Annotated in this window: 18 protein-coding genes; 9 read left to right on the top strand and 9 right to left on the bottom strand. The window is 62.1% G+C overall.

Annotated elements, in window-relative coordinates:
* Genes ASE26_RS17305 through ASE26_RS17295 form a run of 3 tightly spaced genes read left to right on the top strand, consistent with a single transcriptional unit; the run spans position 1 to position 1,652 of the window.
* Positions 1 to 420: a DUF3597 domain-containing protein gene (locus ASE26_RS17305; protein ID WP_055928711.1), complete on the top strand. Its 420-nt coding sequence runs from the start codon at positions 1 to 3 to the stop codon at positions 418 to 420.
* A gap of 9 nt (positions 421 to 429) precedes the next feature.
* The gene (locus tag ASE26_RS17300; RefSeq protein ID WP_229208171.1) at positions 430 to 1,122 is read left to right on the top strand and encodes a hypothetical protein; all 693 of its coding nucleotides are present in this window, start codon (positions 430 to 432) and stop codon (positions 1,120 to 1,122) included.
* Positions 1,119 to 1,652 carry a hypothetical protein gene (locus tag ASE26_RS17295; protein WP_055928708.1) on the top strand — a complete coding sequence of 178 codons (534 nt, stop codon included), beginning with the start codon at positions 1,119 to 1,121 and terminating at the stop codon, positions 1,650 to 1,652. The genes ASE26_RS17300 and ASE26_RS17295 overlap by 4 nt, the downstream gene beginning before the upstream one ends.
* Here the strand turns inward: ASE26_RS17295 and ASE26_RS17290 are convergent.
* The 7 genes from ASE26_RS17290 to ASE26_RS17260 all read right to left on the bottom strand — a co-directional run bounded on the left by ASE26_RS17290 (position 1,649) and on the right by ASE26_RS17260 (position 11,924).
* Positions 1,649 to 2,764, bottom strand: a complete 1,116-nt coding sequence (locus tag ASE26_RS17290) for a succinylglutamate desuccinylase/aspartoacylase family protein (protein ID WP_055928818.1) — start codon at positions 2,762 to 2,764, stop codon at positions 1,649 to 1,651. The two genes, ASE26_RS17295 and ASE26_RS17290, sit on opposite strands and share 4 nt — an antisense overlap.
* A 10-nt stretch (positions 2,765 to 2,774) precedes the next feature.
* Entirely contained in the window at positions 2,775 to 4,160 is a 1,386-nt protein-coding gene (locus tag ASE26_RS17285; protein WP_055928707.1) for a YfcC family protein, read from the bottom strand.
* Complete coding sequence (locus tag ASE26_RS17280) at positions 4,157 to 6,202, bottom strand: alpha/beta hydrolase domain-containing protein (protein ID WP_156397946.1); 2,046 nt, start codon at positions 6,200 to 6,202, stop codon at positions 4,157 to 4,159. The genes ASE26_RS17285 and ASE26_RS17280 overlap by 4 nt, the downstream gene beginning before the upstream one ends.
* A gap of 43 nt (positions 6,203 to 6,245) precedes the next feature.
* A complete protein-coding gene (locus tag ASE26_RS17275) occupies positions 6,246 to 8,924 on the bottom strand; it encodes a DNA topoisomerase III (protein ID WP_055928701.1) in 2,679 nt (892 codons plus the stop codon).
* Between the two features lie 147 nt (positions 8,925 to 9,071).
* Positions 9,072 to 9,536 (bottom strand): DUF494 family protein, encoded by a 465-nt coding sequence (locus tag ASE26_RS17270; protein ID WP_055928698.1) that lies wholly within the window; start codon positions 9,534 to 9,536, stop codon positions 9,072 to 9,074.
* A 49-nt stretch (positions 9,537 to 9,585) separates the two neighbouring features.
* Positions 9,586 to 10,821, bottom strand: a complete 1,236-nt coding sequence (gene dprA, locus ASE26_RS17265) for a DNA-processing protein DprA (RefSeq protein ID WP_055928695.1) — start codon at positions 10,819 to 10,821, stop codon at positions 9,586 to 9,588.
* 5 nt (positions 10,822 to 10,826) lie between these two features.
* Positions 10,827 to 11,924 carry a LysM peptidoglycan-binding domain-containing protein gene (locus ASE26_RS17260; RefSeq protein WP_055928692.1) on the bottom strand — a complete coding sequence of 366 codons (1,098 nt, stop codon included), beginning with the start codon at positions 11,922 to 11,924 and terminating at the stop codon, positions 10,827 to 10,829.
* 175 nt (positions 11,925 to 12,099) lie between these two features.
* On the opposite strand from ASE26_RS17260, the gene def reads away from it, so the two are divergent.
* Genes def through ASE26_RS17245 form a run of 3 tightly spaced genes read left to right on the top strand, consistent with a single transcriptional unit; the run spans position 12,100 to position 14,509 of the window.
* Positions 12,100 to 12,639 carry a peptide deformylase gene (gene def, locus ASE26_RS17255; protein ID WP_055928689.1) on the top strand — a complete coding sequence of 180 codons (540 nt, stop codon included), beginning with the start codon at positions 12,100 to 12,102 and terminating at the stop codon, positions 12,637 to 12,639.
* 16 nt (positions 12,640 to 12,655) lie between these two features.
* Positions 12,656 to 13,612, top strand: a complete 957-nt coding sequence (gene fmt / locus ASE26_RS17250; RefSeq protein ID WP_055928815.1) for a methionyl-tRNA formyltransferase — start codon at positions 12,656 to 12,658, stop codon at positions 13,610 to 13,612.
* On the top strand, positions 13,613 to 14,509 hold the full coding sequence (locus ASE26_RS17245; protein WP_055928686.1) for a LysR family transcriptional regulator: 897 nt from the start codon (positions 13,613 to 13,615) through the stop codon (positions 14,507 to 14,509).
* Here ASE26_RS17245 and ASE26_RS17240 read toward each other — a convergent pair.
* The gene (locus ASE26_RS17240) at positions 14,491 to 14,892 is read right to left on the bottom strand and encodes a hypothetical protein (RefSeq protein ID WP_055928684.1); all 402 of its coding nucleotides are present in this window, start codon (positions 14,890 to 14,892) and stop codon (positions 14,491 to 14,493) included. The two genes, ASE26_RS17245 and ASE26_RS17240, sit on opposite strands and share 19 nt — an antisense overlap.
* Positions 14,893 to 15,060: 168 nt before the next feature.
* On the opposite strand from ASE26_RS17240, the gene ASE26_RS17235 reads away from it, so the two are divergent.
* From ASE26_RS17235 to ASE26_RS17225, 3 genes are all read left to right on the top strand, one after another.
* Positions 15,061 to 15,375: a hypothetical protein gene (locus ASE26_RS17235; RefSeq protein WP_156397945.1), complete on the top strand. Its 315-nt coding sequence runs from the start codon at positions 15,061 to 15,063 to the stop codon at positions 15,373 to 15,375.
* Positions 15,376 to 15,563: 188 nt separating this feature from the next.
* Entirely contained in the window at positions 15,564 to 19,331 is a 3,768-nt protein-coding gene (gene metH, locus ASE26_RS17230; protein WP_055928679.1) for a methionine synthase, read from the top strand.
* Positions 19,332 to 19,675: 344 nt separating this feature from the next.
* Positions 19,676 to 20,155, top strand: coding sequence for a hypothetical protein (locus ASE26_RS17225; RefSeq protein WP_055928674.1), 480 nt, complete (start codon positions 19,676 to 19,678; stop codon positions 20,153 to 20,155).
* Between the two features lie 243 nt (positions 20,156 to 20,398).
* Here ASE26_RS17225 and ASE26_RS17220 read toward each other — a convergent pair whose 3' ends face one another.
* Positions 20,399 to 20,794 (bottom strand): DUF3024 domain-containing protein, encoded by a 396-nt coding sequence (locus ASE26_RS17220; protein WP_082507238.1) that lies wholly within the window; start codon positions 20,792 to 20,794, stop codon positions 20,399 to 20,401.
* Between the last annotated feature and the right edge of the window lie 70 nt (positions 20,795 to 20,864).

Below are 20,864 nucleotides of genomic sequence, written 5' to 3'. Positions count from 1 at the left end.
ATGGGCATCCTAAGCAAGATTTTCCACAAGATTTTCCCGTCGTCGCATCAAGAGGCCGCCCCAACATCGGCCTCTGGTGCGCCCTCTACCGCGCCAAGCGGACCTGCCGCAACGCCGGCTCCCATCCCGACCCAGCCTGCTCCAGCGCCAGCCGCTGCGGAACCGGTCGACGTCGAAGCAATCCTCAATGCGAAAGCCGCCCAGGCAGGCCAGCCGCTGAACTGGCGCACCTCGATCGTCGACCTGCTTAAGCTGCTGGACATCGACTCCAGCCTGCAGGCGCGCAAGGAACTGGCGCAGGAACTGCACTACACCGGCGATACCGGCGATTCGGCGGCCATGAACATCTGGCTGCACAAACAAGTGATGCACAAGCTGGAGGAAAACGGCGGCAAAGTGCCGGCTGAGCTGAAGGGTTAAAATGGCTGGATGAACCCGATCCGACGCGCGCTTGCCGGCGCCATCCTGGCAACTTGCACCCTGCCGCTGCTGCCCTTGCACGCTGCGGACAAGACCTACGGTACCCACGGCATGGCGCTGTTCGGCGGGCGGGAAGGCTTGTACGCCTCCCACCTGCCGATGTTCCACGCGCCGCACGACTACCAGCTTATCCTCCAGGTCCACATCGCCGACCCGGCTACCGATGCCGCCTTGCGCCAGCGCCTCGACGGCAAGGACGCACTGTGGACCATCGATCCGGAAAAATTCGAGCTAAGCACCCTGGCCCCGGACGCCAAAACCCCCCGCAAGGAATTCAAGGCCGACTTGGTGCAGGGCCACTTCGAACGCGGCGGCAGCACCCAGTACAAGGCTGCCAAGGTAGTAATCGACAAGGTGCTGGTGTTCCGCCAGCTGGACGACAAGCCGGGTAACGCCAGCATGTCGCGTTACATGCAAATCGGAAGCGGGGCCCAGCGCTTCCTGGTCAAGGAAATCGACAGCCGCCCGGACTTCGACCACATCGTGTCATACACTGCCGCGCCCGGTGCGCCGACCGCATCGGTCCAGGTGCGCAAATGGGGCATGAAGGCGGCCGGCAATGACGCCCTGGCACAGGCGCTGAAAGCCAATATGGCAGCGCTGGGCGGCACCATCTACTTCGAAACCGAAGACCTGAAATGAGCGTGCCGCAGGCATACGAAGGGCTGTGGCGGCGCAAGGGCATCTGGCGCGCCAATGGCAGCAGCGACCTGGTGACGCCGGTCTGGTGGTTCCAGGCCGCCGACTTCCATATCGACCTGCGCATACCGGTCGACCGCAAGGCCATGACCGGCTTTGCCGGCACTACCGTGGTGGAGGGCGAGCGCTGCGAGTGGCGCCCCGAAATCGCCTACCCTTTCGTCAGTCCCGAACTGGATGCGGGCTTCATGCGCTTTGACAGTGAAGATGCGTTGCACGAAGCAGGCGCGGATGGCAGCTACCAGGAAGACTGGTGGCGCGAAGCAAGCGGTCCGGTAACCGCCAGCCGCCTGCTGCTGGAAGATGGCCGCATTCAGTACGAAATCGCCTGCGGCGAATTCCTCGCCCGCGCCACGGGCAAGCCGCTCAAGGCTGCCGAGATCACGATCTGGCGCCAGACGCCGGGCGGACCGTGGAAGATCATTGCATCCACGACGGCGGCACGCGAAAACGTGATTGTCGAAGCCCCTTAAAGGCTCAGCAGGCTGCCGCTGCGGAACGGCTTGTTGCCGGCAATCTTGGCCACGTTCATGCCGCGGATAATGTAGCGGTGCGCCAAGCGCGTGAACAGCACGCCGTCGACTTCCGACTTCAATTGCGTGGTCTTGCCGCTGACAGGATCGATCAGGTCGGCGATCACGTCGCCGGGGCTCACCGTATCGCCCACTTCCTTCAGGTAGACCAGCATGCCGGCGTGCGGCGCGTCCAGGCGCTGCGTCCCTTCAAGCGGCGTCGGCGCGCATCCCTGCTCCGGCACTTTGACATCGCCAGCATCGACGATCCCGCGCACGTGGAGATAGCCGACAATGGCTTCCGCATCGCGTGCCGCCAGCTCGTAGCTGACCGATACTTCGCCGCGCAGTTCAACCGTCGCCGCCATGCAAGCGGATGGAATCGGGTAATCCGGCCCAAAGTGGGCAGCCAGGTCCCACCACAGGCGGCTGCAGGCTTCATCGAATGGCTCGCCGCCGGCGCCCGTCGTGTGCAGCACAGCGCAGGCGCCCATCAGGTTGGCCAGCGGCTGTGCGATCTCGCACAGCGAGGTGCCGACATACAGGTGCAGCTCGCCCTCGTTCTCGCAATGCATGTCGAGCACGATGTCGGCGTCGATCGCCATTGCCAGCAGCGACTTCTTGAGCGTAGTGGCGTCCGAAGTGGGCTGCCACTGCCCGACCAGTTCGCGCAGGTGGCGGCGAATGGTACGCACGTTGGCGTCGGCGTCGGCGCCCAGCTGGCCTTCGAGCCGCGCTTTCAGCTGTTCGCAATAATGCGGGTAACCGCGGTTGAAATTGATGCCGTTGCTCAGGTCAAAGCGCCCGAATGGACGTTCGTTGATGACTTGCGCCAGCCCGATCGGATTGGCTGCCGGTACCAGGATCACCTCCCCCGTCACCTTGCCGGCCGCGTCCAGCGCCTGCAGGCGCTTGCGCAGCTCCTGCGCCACCAGCATCGCCGGAACTTCATCGGCATGCAGCGCCGCCTGGATATACGCCTTGGGGCCGCCCGGCTTACCGAAGTGGTAACTGGTCAGTTCGTATTGCGCCGTGCCATAGGGCGCGCCGAGTGGGTGATTGATGGTTTCCATGACAGCCATCCTACCAGTTCATGAGGCAAGGCGGCACCAGCAACACCAGCGCCAGGACCAGGTAAATCAGCTGCAGCGGCACCATCCAGCGCGCCCAGGTCAGCCACGGAACGCGTGCCAGCGCCAGCACGCCCACCGTGATGCCCGACGTCGGAATCATCGGCGTGGTGAATTCGCCGAACTGAAAGGCGAGGATCGCCGTCTGGCGCGATACCCCGACCAGGTCGGCCAGTGGCGCCATGATCGGCATGGTCAGCGCAGCCTGGCCGCTGCCGGAGTGGATGAAGAAGTTGATCACCGACTGGATCAGGAACATCTTCTGCGCCGAGAAAATCGGCGAAGACGATGCCACCAGCGGCATCAGGCCGTGCAGCATGGTGTCGATGATATGCGCGTCGCGCGCCAGCACCATCGTGCCGCGGGCCAGTGCGATGACCAGGCCGGTGCCGACCAGGTCCTTCGCGCCCTGTACGAAGGCGGCTACCGCCTCGTCGGAATCAAGGCGGCCGATCATCGCCACCACGATGGTCATGGCCAGGAACAGCGCACCGATCTCCTCAATGAACCAGCCGAATTGCACCACGCCGAATACCATGCCGCCCAGCGACGCGGCAAACACCCACAGCACCAGGCGATGGCGCGCAGTCATGCCTTCAAAGCCGCCGAAATCGACCACGCCTTCGGCGCGCTTTTCGATGTCGAGCAGGTAGGTCGGGCTCTTTTCAGGGTGGCGCTTGATGCGCGCGGCGTACCACATCAGGAAAACAATCGTGACGGCGGTGGCAATGAACCAGACGATCACGCGATAGCCGATGCCGGAAAACAGCGGCACGCCGGCAATGCCTTGCGCAATGCCGACATTGAAAGGATTCAGGAAAGCGGCACAGAAGCCGACCTGCGAGCCCAGGAAGGGAATCGATACGCCGGTGATGGTGTCATACCCTAACGCCAGCGCCAGCGGCACGAAGATCAGGATAAAGGGAATCGCTTCTTCATTCATGCCGAAGGTGGCGCCACCGATCGAGAACAGCGTGACGAACACCGGGATCAGCGCCACGCGCACCAGGCTCGAACGCGAGTGCGCCTTGGCGATGGACTTGATCATGGCATCGATGGCCTGCGTCTTGTGCAGCACGTTGAACGCGCCGCCGGTCAGCATAACGAAACCGATGATCAGCCCAGCCTCCGCAAAGCCCTTGATCGGCGCCATCAGCAGCGCGGCCAGGCCCTGCGGCTTGCTTTCAATGTAATGGAAGGTGTCCGGGTCGACCAGTTGCTTGCCGTTGACCAGGTGGGTCTCGTACTTGCCGCCCGGGACCAGCCAGGTCGCCAGCGCGATCAGCGCCAGGATCATGAACAGCAGGACGAAGGTATTGGGGAGCTTCAGCTTCTTCATTGGTTCGGATACAGGTAGTTGCAGCTTTGGTCGGCCGGGTCGCGGGCCATGATGCGGTCGTACAGGCCGGCTCGTTCGGTGACGCTGCGCTCGACATCTTCCTGCAGCAGCAGGCGCGCGGCAACCTGGCGCGCGGCGGCGGCGCGGGTCGCGGCGATGAAGGCGTCGCGGTTGGCGTAGCGCGCCTGCAGGCTTGGGCGCGGATCGTTGGCTGCCTTGCGCTCTGCTTCGGTACGGGCGAACGGGACAAAGCTGCCGTCGTAGCGCGAGGTTGCCCAGGCGAAGCCGGTCTCCGGTGCGCGCAGGTTCCAACCGGTGTGGGTGCCGAGCGGCGCCTGCAGCTCCACCAATCGTACGCCGCCGCGGTCGTTGCCGTCGGCATCAGGCGCCGGGACGCGGGTCTCAAACGCCATCTTCTGCGCGGCCGGCACAAGGTCGGCAATGCCTTGCGACAGGAAGCGCGCTCCATGGTCAAGGCGCGGCTCGTGCAGGTTCTGCTCCGGCGGGGTCAGGCCCGGCACTGCGGGGAAGGCTTTGCGGTACGACTCCACCGAAACCAGGGTGCCGTCTTCCAGGCGCGGATAGGCGCTGGCGGGCGGCGGCGTGCCTTTGCTGGTCCAGCCGTCCAGCGCCAGCATCAGGGCGCGCAACGACAGGTAGTAGTTGGTGGTGGAAACGCAGGCGGTGAACGGCGCGCGGGTGTGCGAACGGCCCACGTAGTGCTGGGCGCCCATCAGGCCATACACACGCACGTTGGCAGCCGGGGCGGCGTCTCCCACGCCATCGGGTGCGGTGGTCAGCAGCGATGCGCCACGATTCCAGTATTCTGCCGAGGTATTGGCGATCAGGAGCTTCGGTACCCGTCCATGCTTGTCCTTCGCGTGGTCCAGCGTGGAAGCCACGCGGCCGGTGACCGGATCGCGCGTCGGCGTGCTGGTGAACGGGAAGGCGTCGCTCGGGTAGTCATGTTCTTCCAGCATCGACGGATGGCGCGTGACCTGCACGAAGCGGCTGTTGAAGCCGCCCGACCCGCCGGCACCCGGCACCTCGAGCAAGGCGCCGTCGAATACCATGCGGCCTTGCTCATCCAGATTCAGGCCGTCATGCAGCATGCGGCCGATCAGGCGTGCCGACTGGCTATAGCCGAACATCAGCACCGTCTTGGGCAGCGAAGCGCCTTCGACCTGGTTCTCGCGGAAGTACGCCAGCAAGTCACGGATACCGGCCAGGCCGGCGCCGGTCACGCGCGGGTCTTTCGCCTCATAGCGCACCTCGTAAATCGTGCCGGGCTGGAAACCGCCTTGCAGCTTGATGCGGCCCGGACCGCCCGGCTGTTCCGGCGCCACGAATTCCCAGCGGCTACGCTCGATGGGACGGCGGATCTCGCCCTGGCGCGTGCGCTCCGTCAGCACGGCTTCCGGGTCGTTCGGTGTGGCAGGCTCGTAGCCGATGCCGCGCAGGCCGGCGTAGCTTGCCACTTCTGCAGTCGCGTCGACGATGAACTCATTGGCCGACATGCCGCGCGGGCCTTTCACCACGGGCGCCTTGAAGACCAGCGGCCGCACGCCGGCGGGCGATGGCGCCACGTCCCAGGTCCAGGCCGAGAACAGCATGCTGAAGCCGTGCCGCATCATGAAGCCGTCGCCGGCATCTTCCGCAGTCGTCGGGTCGTTGTTCTTTGGGGCCCTGCCATTGAGCTGGCCCAGCACCACGATGCTGCCGCGGTTGTTCACGTCATACACCAGCGTACCGGTCTTGCCGCTCACAGGCCGCAGCAGCACGAACTCGCTGGAAAAGCGCACCATGCCGCGCTTGTCGCGCGGGGCGCGCTTCAGGTCGACGATGGGCAGGTTCGCGGTGGCCTTGGGATTGAGCGAGAAGTAAGCGATGCCGCGCAGCTTTTCATACTCGCCGGCCTCGCCGAACTTGACGCCCGGCGCGAACGGCACGCGCTCCGTGATCTCGATACGCTCGACGGCGGCCTGCGATGCACCGGCTACAACCATAGTGGCAGCAATCGCCGCCCAGCGGGATTTCTTCATGTATTCGAACAAAGTAAAACGGGACCGCGCGGGTCCCGTTGGTTTATTCCGCTGCCGCGGTTTTCTTGGCGGCTGCCTTTTTCGCTGCCGGCTTTTTGGCTGCAGCTTTTTTGGCTGGTGCCTTTTTCGCGGCTGCTTTCTTGGCGGCTGGCTTGGCTGCCGGTTTGGCTGCCGGTGCTGCCTCGGACGCGCCTTCCGCGCCGTCGCCTTTCGCCGCCGATTTCTTGGCGGCGCCCGGCTTGGCCTTGCGCTCTTCGAACTCAAAGCTGATCTTGCCGTCTTTGCCGCGTACCAGGAAGGCCTTGAACGGCCGACGGGTACGCTGCGAGATGAAGCCCGGCAGCAGGTCAGTCTTGCCTTCGTTGAGCAGCTTGGCCATCTGCTCCGGCAGGATCTCCTGTTGCAGGATGATGCGGCTGGAACGGAAGTCGCAAGTCTTTGGCTTGGCCACCTGGTTTTCGCAGGTATACGCCAGGCCCATCTCGTACACGCCGCCGGCGCATTTCGGGCAAGGGCCGAGCGACGTCTGGCCGGTGAAGTCGACGCCTTCGCCGTCTTCGCCTTCCTCATCGTTCTGGCCGAAGTCGAACTCCAGCTTGAAGTTCTTGATCTCTTCATCCTTCACGATGCGCAGGATGGCTGCGAACGGACGGCCCATCTTGGAGCGGAAGCCTTGCAGCGGGCCGATGGTACGGTCGCGCAGCAGTTGTTCCACTTCCTCGATTTCGAACTGGCGGCCGCCAGGCACCTTGGTCATCGAGAATTCGCACTTGGTGCAGGCGAAGCGGCGGTAGTTTTCCTTGACCACGCCAGCGCAGTTCGGGCACGGCGTCTGCAGCGTCGCGTAATCGCCCGGAATGGTGTCGTTGTCGTATTCCTTGGCGCGCTTGACGATGATCTGGGTCATCTGGGCGATTTCGCGCATGAATTCTTCACGCGAGATCTTGCCCTTCTCCATCTGCGACAGCTTGTATTCCCACTCGCCGGTCAGTTCCGGCGCGGTCAGTTCGCTCACGCCCAGGCCGCGCAGCAGCGTCATGAGCTGGAACGCTTTCGCGGTCGGCATCATCTCGCGGCCTTCTCGCAGCAGGTATTTCTCGCCCAGCAGGCCCTCGATGATGGCCGCGCGGGTAGCCGGAGTCCCCAGGCCCTTGCCGGCCATGGCATCGCGCAGCTCGTCGGAGTCGACCAGCTTGCCGGCGCCTTCCATTGCCGACAGCAGCGTCGCTTCGGTATAGCGTGCTGGCGGTTTGGTGACCAGGCCGTTCGCCATGACTTTCTCGGTCAGGACTTTCTCGCCCTTCGCCACCGGCACCAGGTTGCCGCCTCCGCCTTCCTTCTCATCGTCGCCGGCAGCATCCTTGCCGTAGATCGCCAGCCAGCCCGGGTTGGTCATCACCTTGCCTTCGGTCTTGAACTGGTGGCCGGCTACTTCGGTGAAGCGGGTGGTGACCAGGAATTCCGCGGCGGGGAAGAACACCGCCATGAAGCGGCGGGTGACCAGGTCGTACAGTTTCTGTTCCGGCTCGCTCAGGTTCTTCGGCACGATGCCGGTCGGGATGATCGCGAAGTGGTCGCTGATCTTCGTGTTGTCGAAGATGCGCTTGTTCGGCTTGACCCAGCCCTTGTCCAGGATCTGCTTGGCGAACTGGTTGTAGTTGTTGCTTTCCTTCAGGACTTCCAGCGTGTCCTTGACGGTTGGCAGGTAATCTTCCGGCAGGTGGCGCGAATCGGTACGAGGGTAAGTCAGCACCTTGTGCTTCTCGTACAACGCCTGCGCCAGGCCCAGGGTATTCTTGGCCGAGAAGCCGAAGCGCGAGTTGGCTTCACGCTGCAGCGAGGTCAGGTCGAACAGGCCAGGCGACATCGAGGTGGTCGGCTTCGACTCCTCGCTCACATTGCCTTGCTTGCCCTTGCACGCCAGCGCGATCGTATCGGCGGCGGTCTTGCTCCACAGGCGTTCGGCACGCTTCTCCGGATCGTTTTCGTCCTTCTTGAAGCTGGTGTCCAGCCAGCGCCCTTCATAGATGCCGGCGGCGCACACGAACTCGGCGCGCACTTCCCAGTAGTCGCGCGAGACGAAACTCTTGATCTTCTCTTCGCGCTCGACCACGATCGACAGGGTCGGCGTCTGCACGCGGCCTACGGTGGTCAGGTAGAAGCCGCCCTCTTTCGAGTTGAAGGCGGTCATGGCGCGGGTGCCGTTGATGCCGATCAGCCAGTCCGCTTCCGAGCGGCAGCGCGCGGCATCGGCCAGCGGCAGCATTTCATCGTCGCTGCGCAGGTGGGTGAAGCCGTCGCGGATCGCGTTCGGCGTCATCGACTGCAGCCACAGGCGCTTGACCGGTTGCTTGGCTTTCGCATTCTGCGCAATCAGGCGGAAGATCAGCTCACCTTCGCGGCCCGCGTCGCATGCGTTAATCAGGGTGGTGACGTCCTTGCGCTTGATCAGCTTGTTCAGCACCTTGAGGCGCGATTCCGTCTTGGCGATCGGGTTCAGCGCAAAGTACGGCGGGATCATCGGCAAATGGGTGAAGGTCCATTTGCCGCGCTTGACGTCGTGTTCTTCCGGCACGGCGATTTCCAGCAGGTGACCCACTGCGGAAGACAGCACGTAGTCGTCGGATTCGAAATACTCATCGTGCTTGCTGAAGCCGCCAAGGGCTTTCGCGATGTCGTTCGCGACAGAAGGTTTCTCAGCGATGATGAGGGCTTTACTCATATTTATAGTTCTCGTCGGTGGATGCGGCAGCGCGCATCATACAACATTAGAAAGTAAGCGATGCCAAGTGATGCATCCAAAGCATCACTACGCTGCGAATATTATTACGGAATTGGCCGGCGTAGGGCAACGCTGGCAAGAGTGTGCTCAGTGCAACAGACGTGGCGCCTGGTCTTCTTCGGCGCCAAACAGGTCGTCGAACATCAGGGCGTCCGGTTCCTTGCCCTGGCTCCACAGCAGCATCAGCACAATGATCTTCAGCTTGCCCAGCGACACCGGCGCCTCGTCCAGCGCCAGGGCGCGTTCGATGACGATTTCACGTTGCAACGGGGACAGCAGGCCGGCGCTTTCCAGAAACTGGATAAAACCGACGGCTGCGGCGCCCAGTACGTCCAGCTCCTGGCGCACGTAAAAGCGCGTGCCAGAAGATGCGGCCGTCAGCGACTGCTCGACGCCAGCCATGGCGGCGAGGTCATTCAGCCAGACCAGCGCCTCGGAAATCTCTACATCGTCAAAACCGACTGCGGAGAGTTTCTTTGCCAATGCCGCGGGTTCAGGGCAGGCATCAGGGCGGTAATAGGTCTCGTACAGGTAAACCAGGATGTCAAACATGGCGCTACTTTAGCAGGATCTGTGAGGCGGGCACAAGCATAACGGCGGCTCAAGGGCCTTTCAGGCGCTGGAAAGCGCCGCCCGGCAGCCTTTCCACCACACCCGCAAGCTCCAGGGCAAGCAAGCTTGCCTGCATGTCACTTGGCGCAAGTTGCAACCTTGTTGCAAGCTCATCGGCGCCGACCGGATCATGGCCGAGGGCGGCCAGCAGCCAGCCGGCGGCCTGCTCCATTTGCACCGGCGCGGCGTCACGCGGCGCCAGGCCAAGGTCTTCCAGCAAGTGGTCCGGCGTTGCGACCAGGCGCGCGCCCTCTCTTATTAGTGCATGGCAGCCGACCGATTGCGGCGACAGCACGGAACCGGGCAGCACGAAGACTTCGCGGCCGGCTGTAATTGCCGCGTGCGCGGTAATCAGCGAGCCGGAACGCGCGGCCGCTTCGATCACCAGCGTGGCGCGGGTCATGCCGGCAATGATGCGGTTGCGGATCGGGAAATGTTCCGGATGCGCCGCTGTGCCCAGCACAAATTCGCTGACCAGGCAGCCCTCCTCCGCGATGCGGCGCGCCAGGGCGGCGTTGCGGCGCGGATAAATGCGGTCGATGCCGGTGCCGATGACGGCCACGGTGCCGCCCGTGCCTTCCAGGCCGCCTTCATGCGCGGCGGCGTCGATGCCGAGCGCCAGGCCGGACACGACCGGCATGCCGGCCTCGCTCAGCACCTGCGCGAACTGGCGCGCATTGGACTTGCCCTGGGTGGTAGCGTTGCGAGCGCCCACTACCGCCACAGCCTCGCGCTGGAGCAGGGCCAGCTCGCCTTTCGCATATAAAAGCAGCGGCGGATCGGCGATGTGCTGCAAGGTTGGCGGATATTCCCGGTCGCCAAACAAGACCAGGTGATTGCCGTCCTGCGCAGCCCATTCCAGGGTGGCATGCGCCATCGCGTGTATCCGCGGCGGCATGGGGCCGGCGAGGCAGTGTGCGGCTTGCAGCGAGATTTCATCTTCGCCATCGCCGGTCCTGGCTCGCCGCTGCTCCGGACGCGCGATGCCGGCATCGGCGTGCGACAGCATGCGCAAAGGCAGCGGCGCGGCATCATCCTGCGCGGGTGGCGCAGCGAGGCGGGCATTGGCGGCGGTGAAGACTGCTTCGGGAGAGTGGTAATGCTGGAGCAGCTTGAAGGCTCCGTGGCGGCCGACGCCCGGCGAATTCGCCAGGCGCAGCCACATCGCCAGGCGCTCGAAGTCCTGGCGGGCGGGGTTTGGGGAGTCCGTGACTTGCACGGCCATGGGATTTACTCCGCTGTCTTGGCGACATCCCCCACAACGATTGGTTCAGTCACCTGCATGATCAAGCCGTACGAGACATGCTTGAACACACGGAAGATAAACAAGCTGCCCACTCGTTCATCCGGCAGCTTGACCGTCGGGTTGCGCAGATTGAGCGCGCCTTTCGATGCGCCCGGATCGCTCACCACTTCACCCTTATGGTATAGCTGCAGCACGGAGCCGACATCGAGTCCGTCAAGCTTTCCGCGATTAATGCTGACAACCTGGTTCTGGCCGGCGTGCGTGACACCGCCGTACACAGCCAGCACGTTGGCATTGACTTCAACATCCGGCGGATGCGGCACATAGTTCTGCATCGGCATCGGCGGCATTGCCATCAGCAAGTCGCCCTTGCCCATTTCTTCCTTGGCGCTGGCGACGATGAAGGTATGCACGTCGCTGCCTGCTTCCGCGACGGCTTCCAGCTTCAGGGTGCCGAGGTAGAACGCTTCCAGCGCCACGACCTTCTTGGTCACCGGATCTTTCAGCGGTTTGCCTGGACGGAACACCTGGAACGAGGTGCTGCCTTTCAGGTCGCCGCGGACATAGGCTTTGTCGTCCTTGCCGATGAACACGCGGGCGCCGCGCGTCGCAATGATGCGCGGTGCATTTTTGAGTTCATCTTCTTCGATGATCAGGGGTTGCGTCAGGAACGGCTCGATTACGCCGGACGGGATCGACTGGACGGCGTCCTTGCCCAGGCCTTCGGTCCGCAATTGCGGACCAAGGCGCATGTCGCCGGTGGTGCCGTCGCCGCCAACCTTGGTACCAAGGCGCAGGCGGCCGGCCTCACGGTCGAACCAGACAATCTGCCCTGGATAGATCCAGTGCGGATTGGCGATTTCTTCTTTATTCATTCCCCAAACCTGCGGCCAGCACCAAGGCTTGTCGAGGAAGGTTCCGGAGATACCCCACAGGGTATCGCCCTTTACAACGGTATGGCTATCCGGTGCGTTCGGCTTGAATTCACAGACGATGGTCTTGGCGTGGGCCGGAACGGCCGTCACACCGCAAAACAGGGCTGCGGCCAACAGGCGGCTGCTGCTTGTGCTAAAATTTTTCATTGGTATATCCGTTAGGTGCGGCAATGACGGAAGGCCACAAAGGCTTGCCTCACTGAAATCAAATTCTGCCCATATTACCCGGATCAAGCAAGGAATTCGTGTCACAGAAGCAATCGTGCACGCATTATATGCGCCGTTTACCGCACAATCATTATCGTTTAAATAAGATTCTCCTGTGAAACTGAATATTCTCCGCTACCCAGACCCTCGCCTGCACAAAGTTGCGCAACCCGTCGCCGTGTTCGACGAGCGCCTGGCCAAATTGGTGGAAGACATGGCAGAAACCATGTACGACGCACCCGGCATCGGGCTGGCCGCCACCCAGGTGGATGTGCATGAGCAAGTTGTCATCATTGACGTAACCGAAGACAAAACCGGCCTGACCGCCTTCATCAACCCGGAAATCCTGTGGTCGAGCGAAGAAAAGCAGGTCTATGACGAGGGCTGCCTCTCCGTGCCGGGCATCTACGACGGCGTCGAGCGCCCGTCCGCAGTCAAGGTGCGCGCATACAACGTCAAGGGCGAACCGTTCGAGGTCGATGCCGACGGCCTCCTGGCGGTTTGCATCCAGCACGAAATGGACCACCTGAAAGGCAAAGTATTCGTTGAATACCTGTCCCCCTTGAAACGCAATCGTATCAAGACCAAACTGCAAAAAGAAGAACGTGGCGTCCAGCGCGAAGAAGCGCTGCGCGCCGCAGGTCGCCGTTACTGATACCAACGGGGGAAGCATGAAAGTGATCTTCGCGGGCACGCCTGAATTTGCGGCCGTTGCCCTCCAGGCCCTGCACGAAGCAGGTTTCGAGATTCCCCTGGTGCTGACCCAGCCCGACCGCCCGGCCGGCCGCGGCATGCAGTTGCAGCCGTCGGCGGTCAAGCAGTACGCCGTCAAGCACGGCATCGAAGTGCTGCAGCCGCTTTCTTTACGCCTGGACGCCAAGGACCCGCAGCGCGCGGCGGAAGCAAAAGCCGCCCACGAACGCCTGCTGGCCACCGATTACGACGTGATGGTGGTGGCCGCCTACGGCCTGATCCTGCCGCGCGCCACCCTCGACATCAAGCCTTGCCTGAATATCCACGGCTCCCTGCTGCCGCGCTGGCGTGGCGCCGCCCCGATCCACCGCGCGATCGAATCGGGCGATGCGGAGACCGGCGTCACCATCATGGAAATGGAAGAAGGCCTGGACACCGGCCCGATGCTGCTGATCGAACGCACGCCGATCACGCCGCAGGACACCACTGCCACCCTGCACGACAAGCTGGCCGCCATGGGCGCCCAGATGATGGTCAAAGTGCTGCGCAAGATGGAAAACGGCGTGGTCGAAGCCGTGCCGCAGCCGGAGCAAGGCGTCACCTACGCCAACAAGATCCTGAAAGAAGAAGCGGCGCTGGACTTCACCCAGCCTGCGCGCGAGATCAGCCGCAAGATCCGCGCCTTCAATCCGTTCCCCGGCGCCCATGGCGAGGTGGATGGCACGGTCATCAAACTGTGGGGCGCTGAAGTGCTGGAAGAAGGCAGCAGCGCAGCCCCTGGCCAGGTGATTGCCGCCGACGCGCAGCACGGCATCATCGTCGCTTGCGGCGAAGGTGCGCTGCGCCTGACGCAGTTGCAGAAACCTGGCGGCAAACGCCTGCCTGCCGCTGAATTCATCAAAGGCTTCCCGCTTGACGGGCAGCGTTTCCAGTAAATGGACCAACTCGCGGCGCTGCGCGCGCTCCGCCGCGTAGTTGAACTGGGCAGCTTCACCGCTGCCGCCGATGCCCTCGGCATTTCCCACACCATTGTTTCGCGCCAGGTGCGCCAGCTCGAGGAACACCTCGGCGCCCAGCTCCTGAACCGCACCACGCGCCGCTTCGCACTGACCGATGCCGGCCGCGATTACATCGAATCCATCCGCGAAGTACTGGACCTGCTGGACGACGCCGACCGCAACGTCGGCCGCCACCAGGCAGAGCCGACCGGCACCCTGCGCATCAACGCGCCGATGGCGTTCGGCACTATCGAGGTGGCGCAATGGCTGCCGGGATTCATGTCGCGCCATCCAGGACTGCAAGTCGACCTGGTCTGCAACGACCGCATGGTGGATTTGATCGAGGACGGCGTTGATGTCGCCCTGCGCCTGGCGCGCGAGCTGCCCGATTCAACGCTGGTCGCACGCCGGCTCGCCACCAGCAAGGTGCTGCTGGTGGCCAGTCCCGACTACCTGCACACGCACGGCGCACCGGCCGTGCCGGATGACCTGGCGCAGCACAACTGCCTGGTCTATACGGCCGCGGCACGCGCCAATGAATGGACGCTGGCCGGCACTGACGGCTCGGAACATTCAGTCGCCGTGCGCGGTTCGCTGCAAGCCAACACCAACGTCGCCCTGAAAGCTGCGGCAGTGGCGGGAGTCGGCATTGCCAACGCCGCCGCCTTCATCGTGCGCGGAGAACTGGAGAGCGGCGCCCTGGTGGAAGTCCTGCCCGGCTACACGCCCAAACCGCGCGAGCTGTACGCCCTCTATCCTCAGAACCGCCACCTGTCGCCCAAGGTGCGCGCCTTTGTCGACTACGCGGCCAGCGTTTACATCAACATCTTCTGAACCGCGCGGAATTGCTGCGTAAGACCGCCCCAGCCCCAAGCTGCCGGACGCGCATCGTCGATGTGGATGTAACTCACTTCGTGCAGCTCGCCGAGCAGCTCCTGCAAGTCCTTATAAACCGCCGCGATATAAGCTGACTTTTCGTTGGCGGTGTTGGTCTCGTCGGTCACCTTGATGTCGAAGAAGAAGCTCGCCTTGCCCAGATCCGCCAGCGACTCGCCGCCGACAAACCACTGCTCGCGCGGCGTGTAATGCACGGCGATGGCGGTAAGGGCCGGCGCCTTGTGCAGGATTTCGCCGGTGTGCTTCATCAGGATGCTGGTGACTTTTTTGGCTGGCACTTGTTCCGGGGTGCCGCTGACGGTGATGTTCAGGATAGGCATTTTGAGGCTCCTTCAAAGTGGTTGGTTGATGGAGCCATCTTAGGCCGGGCGTCCGAGCATTGGTAGCAGTCTGGCAACACATGATTTGTGCGAATCCAGCACAAGTCGCGCTAGAATTACCAGAAATGCAATCCACTAAGGTCCTATGCGCCGCATTCTTTTGCTGACTTGCTTGCTTGCCTGCCCTGCTTAGCAAAACCTGCGGTGTCGCTGGCGCGCTTTGACGATCCGGCAGTACAGCAGGCGGTACGCGAAGCGGCGGCGGATGTCCCGGGGCCAGGCGCACAACCTGGCGCCGCCGACTTTTCGGGCGGCGAGCAGGCCCGGCGCCTCGACCTCGCGTTCAAGGAGGCCGAAGTACCGGACTGCCTGCATTCCGAAGGCCTGAAACGCCAGCCGCCGGTCCTACTCTTCATCCCTCTCAGCGGCGTGCTCGGCCTGCCCTTCGTCGGTATCGCCAAATTGCGCGGCAAGTGCAAGTAAGCCGTTGGCTGAGCGCTGCAAGTCGACGTTTCCGCCGGCTAAATGTCCACTGTTGTTCCTGACCCCAAAGTGGACATTTCGAATAAGCAAATGCCGAATTTGTATCGGCTGGCGGGGGCGGTGGCCGGGGGAAAATGCTGCTTTGCCGTATAATTTCAGGTCCACGTTGCCCAATCCGCGATATCAAAATGACTAACACGACCCGTCCAACCTCCAAGACCGAAGCCCAGCTGCGCGACATCCTTGCGAAGCGCATCATGTTCCTGGATGGCGCGATGGGCACCATCATCCAGCAATACAAGCTGGACGAAAAGGCATATCGCGGCGAGCGCTTCGCCGATTTCGCCGCACCGGAAGGTAGTGGCCACCGCGAGCTGTTCGTCAAAGGCAATAACGAGCTGCTGACGCTGACCCAGCCCCACGTCATCCAGGAGATCCACGAGCGCTACCTGGCAGCCGGCGCGGACCTGATCGAAACCAATACCTTCGGTGCAACGTCGATCGCGCAGGACGACTATTTCATGGCCCACCTGGCCTATGAAATGAACGTGCAAGCAGCCAGGCTGGCCAAGGCGGCCACCGCCAAGTATTCCACCGCCGACAAGCCGCGCTTCGTCTGCGGCGCCCTCGGCCCGACCCCGAAGACCGCTTCGATTTCGCCGGACGTGAACGACCCTGCCGCCCGCAATGTCACCTTCGATCAGCTGGTTGCCGCCTACTACGAGCAGGTGCGCGGCCTGGTGGACGGCGGCTCCGACGTGCTGCTGGTCGAGACCATCTTTGATACCCTGAACTGCAAAGCCGCGCTGTTCGCAATCGACCAGTATTTCGACGAGCGCCCTGAAATCGAACGCCTGCCGCTGATGATCTCGGGCACCGTGACCGACGCCTCCGGCCGCATCCTGTCCGGGCAGACCGTACCGGCCTTCTGGAACTCGGTGCGCCACGCCAGGCCGCTGACCATTGGCCTGAACTGCGCGCTCGGTGCGACACTGATGCGTCCTTATGCCGAAGAGCTGTCGCAGATCGCCGACACCTTCGTCTGCATCTACCCCAACGCCGGCCTGCCTAACCCGATGAGCGACACCGGCTTCGACGAGCTGCCGGACGATACTTCACGCCTGCTGCGCGAGTTCGCCGACGCGGGCTTCATCAACGTGGCCGGCGGCTGCTGCGGCACCACGCCTGACCACATTGCCGCTGTCGCCGAGCTGCTGTCGTCCGCTACGCCGCGCAAGCTGCCGCATGTGCCGGTGGCGCAGCGCCTGTCCGGCCTGGAGCCGTTCACCATCGACGACGACTCGCTGTTCGTCAACGTCGGCGAGCGTACCAACGTGACCGGCTCGAAAGCCTTCGCGCGCATGATCCTGAACGAGCAGTACGACGAGGCGCTGTCCGTCGCCCGCCAGCAGGTGGAAAACGGTGCGCAGGTGATCGACATCAACATGGACGAGGCGATGCTGGACTCCCAGGCCGCCATGACCCGCTTCCTGAACCTGATCGCTTCCGAGCCGGACATCTCGCGCGTGCCGATCATGATCGATTCCTCCAAGTGGTCGGTCATCGAGGCGGGCCTGAAGTGCGTGCAGGGCAAGGCCGTGGTGAACTCGATCTCCATGAAGGAAGGCGAAGAGGAATTCATCCGCCAGGCAAAGCTGTGCCGCCGCTACGGCGCTGCAGTGATCGTGATGGCCTTCGATGAAACCGGCCAGGCCGACACTTTCGCGCGCAAGATTGAAATCTGCGAGCGCGCCTACAAGGTGCTGACCGAGAAAGTCGGCTTCCCGCCGGAAGACATCATCTTCGACCCGAACATCTTCGCCATCGCCACCGGTATCGAAGAGCACAACAATTACGCCGTCGACTTCATCGAAGCCACGCGCTGGATCAAGAACAACCTGCCGCATGCAAAGATTTCCGGCGGTGTGTCGAACGTGTCGTTCTCCTTCCGCGGCAACGACCCGGCGCGCGAAGCAATCCACACCGTGTTCCTGTACCACGCCATCAAGGCCGGCATGACCATGGGTATCGTCAACGCCGGCATGGTTGGCGTGTACGACGACCTGCCGGCCGAGCTGCGTGAACGCGTAGAGGACGTGGTGCTGAACCGCCGCGACGACGCCACCGAGCGCATGATCGAGTTCGCGGCAACGCTGAAAGGCGGCGCCAAGCAGGAAGCGGCGAACCTGGAATGGCGCAATGCACCGGTCGAGAAGCGCCTGGCGCACGCGCTGGTGCACGGCATCACCCAGTTCATCACCGACGACACCGAAGAAATGCGCCAGCAGGTGTTCAACAGCGGCGGCCGTCCGATCAATGTGATCGAAGGCCCGCTGATGGACGGCATGAATATCGTCGGCGACCTGTTCGGCCAGGGCAAGATGTTCCTGCCGCAGGTGGTGAAGTCGGCGCGCGTGATGAAACAAGCTGTGGCCCACCTGATTCCTTACATCGAGGAAGAAAAAAAGGCGGAAGAAGCGCGCACCGGCATCGTGGCCAAACCGAAGGGCAAGATCGTAATCGCCACCGTGAAGGGCGACGTGCACGACATCGGCAAGAACATCGTGTCCGTGGTACTGCAGTGTAATAACTTTGAAGTTGTGAACATGGGCGTGATGGTGCCGGCCTCCGAGATCCTGGCCCGCGCGAAGCTGGAAAACGCCGACATCATCGGCCTGTCCGGCCTGATCACGCCCTCGCTGGAAGAAATGGCGCACGTCGCAAAAGAGATGCAGCGCGACGAGCACTTCCGCATGATGAAGATCCCGCTGCTGATCGGCGGCGCCACCACCAGCCGCGCCCACACCGCGGTGAAGATCGCGCACAACTACGAAGGTCCGGTGGTGTACGTGCCGGATGCATCGCGTTCGGTATCGGTGGCGCAATCGCTGCTGACCGACGAACAGCGCGGCAAGTTCGTGCAAGAACTGGATCACGACTACGCCCGTATCCGCGAGCAACACGCTAACAAGAAGGCGCTGCCTACCGTCTCGCTGGAAGCGGCGCGCGCCAACAAGGCAAAGCTGGAGTTTGCACCGGTGCGTCCGAAATTCGTTGGCCGCCGCGTGTTCAAGAATGTGGACCTGGCAGCCATCGCCGAGTACATCGACTGGGGACCGTTCTTCCAGACCTGGGACCTGGCCGGCCCCTTTCCAGCCATCCTGACCGATGAAGTGGTGGGCGAGGCAGCTTCCAAGGTCTTCGAGGAAGGCAAGGCGCTGCTGAAGAAGATTATCGAAGGCCGCTGGCTCACCGCCAATGGCGTGATTGCGCTGCTGCCTGCAAATACGGTCAACCACGACGATATCGAGGTCTACACCGACGAGTCGCGCTCGGAAGTGGCGTTCACTTATTACGGCCTGCGCCAGCAGGGCCTGAAGCCGGTGATCGATGGCGTGCAGCGTCCGAACCAGTGCCTCTCCGACTTTATCGCTCCCAAGGACTCAGGCAAACAGGATTACATCGGCATGTTTGCGGTAACCGCGGGGCTGGGCATCGAGAAGTATGAAAAGCGCTTTGAAGATGCGCATGACGACTATTCCTCGATCATGCTGAAGGCGCTGGCTGACCGTTTGGCGGAGGCTTTCGCCGAATACCTGCACGAGCGGGTACGTAAGGACCTGTGGGGCTATGCCGCCCAGGAAGCGCTGTCGAATGAGCAGTTGATCAAGGAAGAGTACAAGGGCATTCGCCCCGCACCCGGCTATCCGGCTTGCCCTGAACATACCGTGAAAGCGGATGTGTTCCGCGTGCTGAACGCGAATGAGATCGGGATGGAGCTGACGGAGTCGTTTGCGATGTTCCCGGGGGCTGCGGTGAGTGGCTTCTACTTCGCGCACCCGGAATCGAAGTACTTCACCGTCGGGAAGATCAACGAGGACCAGCTGCTGGACATGGCTGCGCGGCGTGACGTGGCGAAAGACCAGCTTGAGCGCTGGCTGGCACCGAACCTTTAAAAACAGAAGCTCAGGCTTGACGTGACGGAGGCTGCCAGTCTGGAGGCAGCTTCCGCCCCTTAGCGGGCCTTCGCTTTCGTTGCCGCGCCTCCGCTTCTCGTGCACGTTCGCAATGCGAGGCAGGACATACCTTAGGTATCCTTTAACTGCCCTGAGTCCAATTCGGCCTAATCGGAACCGTTCGGGTCTAATTCAGGATAAGCGTCGGAGCCAGATGTCTAAAACGGCCCAAGGATTTCCGGGCTAAGTCCATTTCAATCCAATTTTTCGAAGCCAAAGTCTAAAAGGAACCATTTTTCCGTTCCGCGATCCAACGTTTAGACCATTTTCGAGAGGACTGAATCATGACTTACGAAGCGAAGCAAGCTGTCTACCTACCCGTGACCGATTTTCTTCAACTGGAGTTCTTCCTGATGGACACGCGTCCAGGCGTCAAACCGGACGCCTTTGTCACTGACCTCGTGAATCGTTGGCTCGCAGTAGAAATGGAACGCCTCTCGTTGCGGGAGCGAGGCCAAGCAATGCGCGGCTTCCAATGGAAAAATGTTTTCCTCCCTGAAGGAACTGTTCTGCGAACCAGCTATTACAACACAATTGAGTTTGCCAAAGTCGCGGGTGATCAGATCGTAACCGACGACGGCGCAAAGATGACGCCGTCGCAATTTGCGAACCGGCATGCAAAGGGTCGCAACGCCTGGCGCTTCGTCTGGTTGCGGTTTCCCGGAAACGATTACTGGATACGAGCGAGCACATGCAGAATGCGGCATCACGAGCGGCAGTCCAGACAGTCTAAAGGCGAAATCGAGCTGTCTAACGCAGTCTAGCCCTGGGGGGGCGAAAGGCTAAACCAGTCCATAGGTTTCTTTGCGGGGTCGAATTCGGTCTACAGAACCGGGGAGCCCCTGCATTTCTAGCACTCCTTAGACTAAACTATCGCGATTTAGCGCAGAATAGACCGAGCCTCAAGAAAAGATAGCGCGAATGCCGTACTCCGGCGATTCTAGTTCTTGCCGAACGACGGCTTCTGGCCGAACACAGCCTGGCAGGCACAATGACGTGATACTGAATTACCCCCAGAAGCAGGCATATGGATCAGCGTCAATCTCGGCGATGACGTCTTCAATTGATCGCACAGACGGCAACGGCTCATAACTGTGCCACTTCAAGTCTCTGCGCTGCCAATACAACTGCCAAACGCCCCGTGTTCTGACGAACGTCGCTTTCGCGATTGGAATTTCGTGCGTTTCTCCGTGCCCTTGCCAAACAGGGCGAATCTCAAAAATTTCTATGCTCTGCCCGGCAATTCTAAAATCAAGATCAACTTCTTTTCGAATGTGGACGGGCGGCCGGCGCCTGGCGACGAAAGCTCCGACAGCGTTTTCGATCTTCTTTTTCTCCGTAAGCGTAAAGCCAGCACCGTCTGGACGTAGGAATCGCCCCCATCCATGATCGAATTTTGGCACAGCAGTTGTGCCCACAAATTCAATTATGGACACGCACAGCAGTTGTGCCCACAAATTCAATTATGGACAC

Source organism: Duganella sp. Root198D2 (assembly GCF_001428585.1).
Classification (GTDB): Bacteria; Pseudomonadota; Gammaproteobacteria; order Burkholderiales; family Burkholderiaceae_D; genus Rugamonas.
Note: the sequence above shows the minus strand (reverse complement) of the source record. Positions and strands in the feature narration are given on the sequence as shown.

What these genes read in the sequence shown, in the direction of transcription:
- ASE26_RS17285 (WP_055928707.1), bottom strand. Translation starts at nt 4,160, where the DNA reads ATGAAGAAGCTGAAGCTCCCCAATACCTTCGTCCTGCTGTTCATGATC.
- ASE26_RS17295 (WP_055928708.1), top strand. Translation starts at nt 1,119, where the DNA reads ATGAGCGTGCCGCAGGCATACGAAGGGCTGTGGCGGCGCAAGGGCATC.
- dprA (WP_055928695.1), bottom strand. Translation starts at nt 10,821, where the DNA reads ATGGCCGTGCAAGTCACGGACTCCCCAAACCCCGCCCGCCAGGACTTC.
- ASE26_RS17305 (WP_055928711.1), top strand. Translation starts at nt 1, where the DNA reads ATGGGCATCCTAAGCAAGATTTTCCACAAGATTTTCCCGTCGTCGCAT.
- metH (WP_055928679.1), top strand. Translation starts at nt 15,564, where the DNA reads ATGACTAACACGACCCGTCCAACCTCCAAGACCGAAGCCCAGCTGCGC.
- ASE26_RS17240 (WP_055928684.1), bottom strand. Translation starts at nt 14,892, where the DNA reads ATGCCTATCCTGAACATCACCGTCAGCGGCACCCCGGAACAAGTGCCA.
- ASE26_RS17270 (WP_055928698.1), bottom strand. Translation starts at nt 9,536, where the DNA reads ATGTTTGACATCCTGGTTTACCTGTACGAGACCTATTACCGCCCTGAT.
- ASE26_RS17290 (WP_055928818.1), bottom strand. Translation starts at nt 2,764, where the DNA reads ATGGAAACCATCAATCACCCACTCGGCGCGCCCTATGGCACGGCGCAA.
- ASE26_RS17245 (WP_055928686.1), top strand. Translation starts at nt 13,613, where the DNA reads ATGGACCAACTCGCGGCGCTGCGCGCGCTCCGCCGCGTAGTTGAACTG.
- ASE26_RS17225 (WP_055928674.1), top strand. Translation starts at nt 19,676, where the DNA reads ATGACTTACGAAGCGAAGCAAGCTGTCTACCTACCCGTGACCGATTTT.
- ASE26_RS17275 (WP_055928701.1), bottom strand. Translation starts at nt 8,924, where the DNA reads ATGAGTAAAGCCCTCATCATCGCTGAGAAACCTTCTGTCGCGAACGAC.
- ASE26_RS17280 (WP_156397946.1), bottom strand. Translation starts at nt 6,202, where the DNA reads ATGAAGAAATCCCGCTGGGCGGCGATTGCTGCCACTATGGTTGTAGCC.
- fmt (WP_055928815.1), top strand. Translation starts at nt 12,656, where the DNA reads ATGAAAGTGATCTTCGCGGGCACGCCTGAATTTGCGGCCGTTGCCCTC.
- ASE26_RS17260 (WP_055928692.1), bottom strand. Translation starts at nt 11,924, where the DNA reads ATGAAAAATTTTAGCACAAGCAGCAGCCGCCTGTTGGCCGCAGCCCTG.
- ASE26_RS17300 (WP_229208171.1), top strand. Translation starts at nt 430, where the DNA reads ATGAACCCGATCCGACGCGCGCTTGCCGGCGCCATCCTGGCAACTTGC.